This window comes from Pseudanabaena biceps PCC 7429 (assembly GCF_000332215.1).
Lineage (GTDB): Bacteria > Cyanobacteriota > Cyanobacteriia > Pseudanabaenales > Pseudanabaenaceae > Pseudanabaena > Pseudanabaena biceps.
On record NZ_ALWB01000338.1, the window covers coordinates 1 to 3,835 of the forward strand.

Annotated in this window: 5 protein-coding genes and 1 tRNA gene; 5 read left to right on the forward strand and 1 reads right to left on the reverse strand. The window is 41.5% G+C overall.

Translation table 11 applies throughout. The annotated features are described in order from the left end of the window. Positions 1-15: 15 nt before the first annotated feature. Positions 16-789: a DsbA family protein gene (locus PSE7429_RS21930; RefSeq protein ID WP_040690227.1), complete on the reverse strand. Its 774-nt coding sequence runs from the start codon at positions 787-789 to the stop codon at positions 16-18. Positions 790-1,000: 211 nt separating this feature from the next. On the opposite strand from PSE7429_RS21930, the gene PSE7429_RS21935 reads away from it, so the two are divergent. The 5 genes from PSE7429_RS21935 to PSE7429_RS21955 all read left to right on the forward strand — a co-directional run bounded on the left by PSE7429_RS21935 (position 1,001) and on the right by PSE7429_RS21955 (position 3,742). Beyond that, positions 1,001-1,279, forward strand: a complete 279-nt coding sequence (locus PSE7429_RS21935) for a hypothetical protein (RefSeq protein ID WP_009629576.1) — start codon at positions 1,001-1,003, stop codon at positions 1,277-1,279. 230 nt (positions 1,280-1,509) lie between these two features. After that, on the forward strand, positions 1,510-2,016 hold the full coding sequence (locus tag PSE7429_RS21940) for a CDI toxin immunity protein (protein WP_009629577.1): 507 nt from the start codon (positions 1,510-1,512) through the stop codon (positions 2,014-2,016). Positions 2,017-2,192: 176 nt separating this feature from the next. Beyond that, a tRNA-Met gene (locus tag PSE7429_RS21945) sits at positions 2,193-2,266 on the forward strand. A 102-nt stretch (positions 2,267-2,368) separates the two neighbouring features. After that, entirely contained in the window at positions 2,369-3,139 is a 771-nt protein-coding gene (locus PSE7429_RS21950) for a PspA/IM30 family protein (protein WP_009629578.1), read from the forward strand. Between the two features lie 330 nt (positions 3,140-3,469). Further along, positions 3,470-3,742, forward strand: coding sequence for a hypothetical protein (locus PSE7429_RS21955; RefSeq protein ID WP_009629579.1), 273 nt, complete (start codon positions 3,470-3,472; stop codon positions 3,740-3,742). Positions 3,743-3,835 lie beyond the last annotated feature (93 nt).

The window sequence follows — 3,835 nt, forward strand, 5'->3', positions numbered from 1 at the left end:
ATATTTAAGTAAGCCCTATTTGCCAGCCTTGATTTGAGCTACTAACCCTTCTAAATCATTGATGGTGGGTGCGCCAGAGAAAAATACGCCATTGATTACAAAGGAAGGAGTACCGCGTACTCCCAAGGATTTGCCTAACTCAAAGTCCTTTTTAACTGCATCCTTTGCTTGGGGACTTTGGCGATCGCGATTAAAGCGATCGATATCAAGATTCAAAGCCTTAGCCTGTTCGAGATAAAAACTCTCGCTGAGATCTGTCTGTCTTTCAAATAAAGCATTGTGGTATTCCCAAAACTTGCCTTGTTGGGAAGCTGCCCATGCAGCCAAAGCAGCAGGCTCTGCCTGTTGATGAATCTCCGAAAGGGGAAAATGCTTGTAAACTAGAGTCACATCATTCTGATTCTTTGCCATAAACTCCTTTACTACAGCATGAGCCTTGGCACAGTAAGGGCATTCAAAATCTGAGAATTCCGCCATGACAATTTTCTGGGTCGCTGAACCCGTCACGGGCGAATTACGTAACAACAAGCGGGGTTCTTGGCGAATTTGGGATAGTACCTTATCTCGCAACTGCTGTTCTTGTTGAGCCTGCGCTCTTTGATAAGACTGTACCGAGTCTAATATCACCTGTGGATTTTTGCGGATAATCTCTAAAACTTTCGTTTCCAATTGAGTATCAGACAATTGGGCATTAGCGGACTGTCCTGAAGAAGCACAACTAGTAACGATCAGTAGAAGTGCAACCAAGGCTGACAATAAATAGGGTTGGAGGCGCATTGCAGAAAACATCCCAAGTAATCACAAAAAGTAGGCGTAATTCTTCCCGTCTTAGTCTACACGATCACCACTTCATCTCTACTCCAATTGAACCTTACTGGGGGATAGCAACATATGTTAATTTATATTAACTTTAGTTAATGTCTTCGGTGAGGCAATTAATTTTGAGACTTAATTAACAAATTTTTTAGATCTTTGGATATATAACTTATAATATATAAGAATGATTGCTAATACTCCTATTCATAACAGCGGACAGAACAGCGGACAGACTTTGGTTATTGCAGGTAGCTATTCTGAATATCTGAACTGGCGCAAAAATAATCCATCAATTAGGGACTGTAAATACGTTGAGCGTATTGAGGATATTAGTGGGGTAAATGGATTCCTAGCCAATATCATCCTACATGGCGATTATAAAAATAACCCTGTGTATAACACTCTGGGAATGCAAGAGCTCTTGGCTGAAAGATTATCGCCATTTCGAGCCTATGTCCGTTAATTGAAAATCCAGTTCCAAGAAGAGAAGGTTGGCGCTTTGCGCCAACCTTCTCTTCTTGGAACTGGATTTTGTCATCTTGTAAGGAAGACTTAAAATCTAGAAGAGCGTACCGCCCACTAGGCGGGCGGTACGCTCTTCTAGGCTTTGGTTTTTAATTATGCTGAACTACTTATTCCAAAACGAATATCCAAATTCATATCAAAAATGAATATCAAAGAATATCAAAAAAAATGGAAGCATCAGAAAGGCAAGCTAGATTAGCTCAAAAACTGGCTGAGTTTCGCCAACGATCGCAACTCAAAGAAGCTCACCAATTAGCGATCGCATTAGGCATTCCCCTAGAGCGATGCCAAGTATTCTTGCCAAACCAAGCCCGATCCAAACAGCTCGAAGAATGGCTCGGCAAATCATTTCCTTGGCAATTTGGGCAAATTGATTGGCAAAGAGTGACTAATAGCATCTGTATGAGTTGGCACAAGAATGAGTGCGCTGATCTAGTTTTTCGCGAACTTTGCCAAGCTCAGCAACTCAGCAATACGATGGTGAATGTGGTTTGGTCTTCAGCGCATCGACCAATCTTAGAAATGGATTTGAATAGGGTCAAAATTACGCTCTCAAAAATTGTGGCAGAAGATTGGGATACATGGATATTCGATCCACAAGCAGGTTGGTGTATTGAGTTCTATCACGAAGGGACAATGTGCTATGGAAAAGCGATCAATATCGATACCCAATAACCCCGACTAAGTAATAAGTAGCTAGGCAGAATTAAAAAATAAAACCAGAGAGCATACCGCCCGCTGCGCGGGCGGTATGCTCTTCTAGGTTTTAAGTTTACTTATGCCTAGCTAATTACCAAATTACAAAATTTATTGCAAAATATTTGTGCCGACTATGTTATATTAAGAAATGCGGCAGCTTGGCTCAGGTGGTTAGAGCGACGGTCTCATAATCCGTAGGTCCCGGGTTCAAATCCCGGAGCTGCTATATAGACTAATAAAGTATAGATGATGCCTTGTATCGTCTATACTTTTCTATTGTTCGTGATAGTATGTAGACAATTTACTCCCTAACGCAAAGGACAAGATTATGGGATTACTCGATCGCATTGGTATGGTGGTCAAGTCCAATGTAAATGCAATGGTTACGGCTGCTGAAGATCCAGAAAAAATTCTGGAGCAATCAATCATTGATATGCAAGAAGATTTGGTGCAATTGCGCCAAGCTGTTGCTCAATCAATGGCTGCCCTAAAGCGCCAAGAACAACAATATAATCAAAGTGCAACTCAATCCCAAGAATGGGAAAAGCGGGCAATGCTAGCTCTCCAAAAGGGAGATGAAAACCTAGCAAGGGAAGCCCTCAGTCGCAAGAAAACCCATGCTGATGCGGCGGCAACTTTAAAGGTTGGTTTGGATCAACAAACAACCCAAGTAGATACTCTCAAGAAAAATCTGATTGCGATCGAAGGCAAGATTTCTGAGGCAAAAACCAAGAAAGAAATGCTTAAGGCAAGGTTGCAATCGGCAAAAGCCCAAGAAAATCTCAATAATATGCTGGGTAAGGTCAATACCAATTCCGCAGCAGCAACTTTTGAGCGGATGGAAGAGCGCGTCCTACTAGCTGAGGCAAAGGCTGGAGCTAGTGCCGAACTTGGAATGGATAATCTCGAATCTCAATTTGCACAGCTAGAAGCTGGAAGTGGGGTTGACGATGAATTGGCCGCCCTAAAAGCCAAAATGCTGACCAGCAGCCCTGCACCTCAAGGAGCTTTACCTCCATCGGATGCAGCTAAGAAGCCGACGGTCGGAGCAGCGATCGATGCCGAGCTAGAAGCTCTTCGTCGTCAAATGGGTAACTAACCTAAATAGAAAAGAAGCGGTGCAAAGCACCGCTTCTTTTTTTTGCCTAAGTTCAAAAATTTGCCCCAGTTATACCAATTCACGAAAGTGGGACAACAGTGAATTAAAAACCAAACCTAGTAAGGGTTTGAAAAACTAAAAATGGCTACGCCATTTTTAGTTTTGGTATTATTAGTTTTGTAAGTTATGACTAATCTAACAGTGGATAGATAAGCTGAAATTTACAACTTTAACGTAACATTGAAACAAGGATTTACAAATTCTCAATATTTTAAGCAGCTAATAATTTTGTTCAGCCTGCCTACGCTTGTCAGTATGAGCTTTGTGCAGATGATCCCTACTTGGGAAATAGTCAAGCCGATCGCTGTATTGATATTTTTGATCATAACTATCTGGCTTGCCTTCAGGTGGCGATCGCAGGCTGCTGCTAGCCAGAGAGTTATGTTATTTCGTGCATTGATATTTTTTCCCTTTTTAGGGATTTTTACTCTATCTGTAACATCTTTTTTGTTATTTAATTTAGCGATCGCCTATCTGGATTACCGTCCCGTCGCCACCTATCAATCTTATTATCTTGTCCTTGCTTTCTGGAGTTTAGACTAAGGTGATTGAGATAAGCAGAAAAAGAGCAGGAAAAAGTAACTCAGAGAATAAAGAACTGAGGAAATCTAAGAGAATGAAAACGAGAATATTGAG